This is a genomic window from Streptomyces sp. CA2R106 (assembly GCF_037034245.1).
Classification (GTDB): Bacteria; Actinomycetota; Actinomycetes; order Streptomycetales; family Streptomycetaceae; genus Actinacidiphila.
The window spans coordinates 1-941 of the sequence record NZ_JBAGKC010000136.1 but is presented as its reverse complement, the minus strand read 5'-3'; the positions used below and the strand labels follow the sequence as shown (position 1 = coordinate 941).

The following is a 941-nucleotide window of genomic DNA, read 5'->3' as shown; positions in this document are numbered from 1 at the left end:
TGCCCGTTCGGCATACCTCGTCGTGCCGGACTCGTCGGACCGTTCGATCAGCTCCATGCCGCGGCCCATGCTTCCCAGCACGGTGCGGTCGCGGAAGGGCGGTCGGCCATCGTCCGGCCATCGCGCGGTAACTGTGTGCCCGTGGTGGGGAACACCGGCGCCCGTGGTGACGGCGGTGCCGGCGGTGCCGGCGCCGCCGGTGACGACGCTTCCGGAGGCGCCCGGGACCGCGGTCCGCGGCGCGCGCCAGTTACCTCGCAGTGGACGACCGATGGCCGACCACCCTTCACAGGACAGCGCGGGGCCAGCAAACATGAGGGCGCGACGGGCCCGGCAGCGACGAAGACAGGGTGATCCTCGACGGTCGGCCGGATATGAGCACACCGCTCTCTGACGACACATCACATCCTCCTGCGCAAGTACGTTTCCGCGATAGCGCGATACACAGAAGATGAAAAAGGTGACAGTCAATGGGGTACGTGTTCTCGCTGGTTCTCAGCCGGGAGATTACCGAGGACGAAATGACCACCCTGAAGGCGAGTTGCACCGGCGCTGCCGAATTCGGCACCGACGTGCTTCCGACCGACACCGAAGTCACCGTCACCAGGATGGACTTCGATGATGCCGTGTCCCCGACGCTGGCCGACGCCATCGAATCAGCTCTTGCGGCGGTGACGGAGTTGCCGGAGATCAGGGTCTCCGAGCTCACCGTCCCGGGGCAGCCGGTCGGCGATGAGGGCGCCGAGGCCAAGGAGCCCGTGGCCGCCGCTGCCGGTACGGACTGAGCGCGGACCGGTCTTCGCGCCGGCGATCCTGGAACGGTGCTGAGGGGACCGTCCGTGGCCAGGGGGCCTGTTCGCCCGTCGAACCCGCCGGGCCGGGGCGTCATCGGCTTCCCGGAGACCGAGGCCGGCCTGCCGTGCAGGGTGGCCGAACGGGCG

General features: G+C 69.0%; 2 protein-coding genes. One reads left to right on the top strand and one right to left on the bottom strand.

The genetic code is table 11. The annotated features are described in order from the left end of the window. The coding region (locus tag WA788_RS35385) for a hypothetical protein (protein ID WP_335984583.1) at positions 1-315 on the bottom strand (315 nt) is incomplete at its 3' end. Between the two features lie 155 nt (positions 316-470). Between WA788_RS35385 and WA788_RS35380 the strand changes: the two genes are divergently transcribed. Continuing rightward, the gene (locus WA788_RS35380) at positions 471-785 is read left to right on the top strand and encodes a hypothetical protein (protein ID WP_335984581.1); all 315 of its coding nucleotides are present in this window, start codon (positions 471-473) and stop codon (positions 783-785) included. The last annotated feature ends 156 nt before the right edge of the window (positions 786-941 follow it).

Bases quoted from the DNA above. Each gene is read 5' to 3' on its own strand.
- WA788_RS35380 (WP_335984581.1), top strand. From the start codon at position 471: ATGGGGTACGTGTTCTCGCTGGTTCTCAGCCGGGAGATTACCGAGGAC.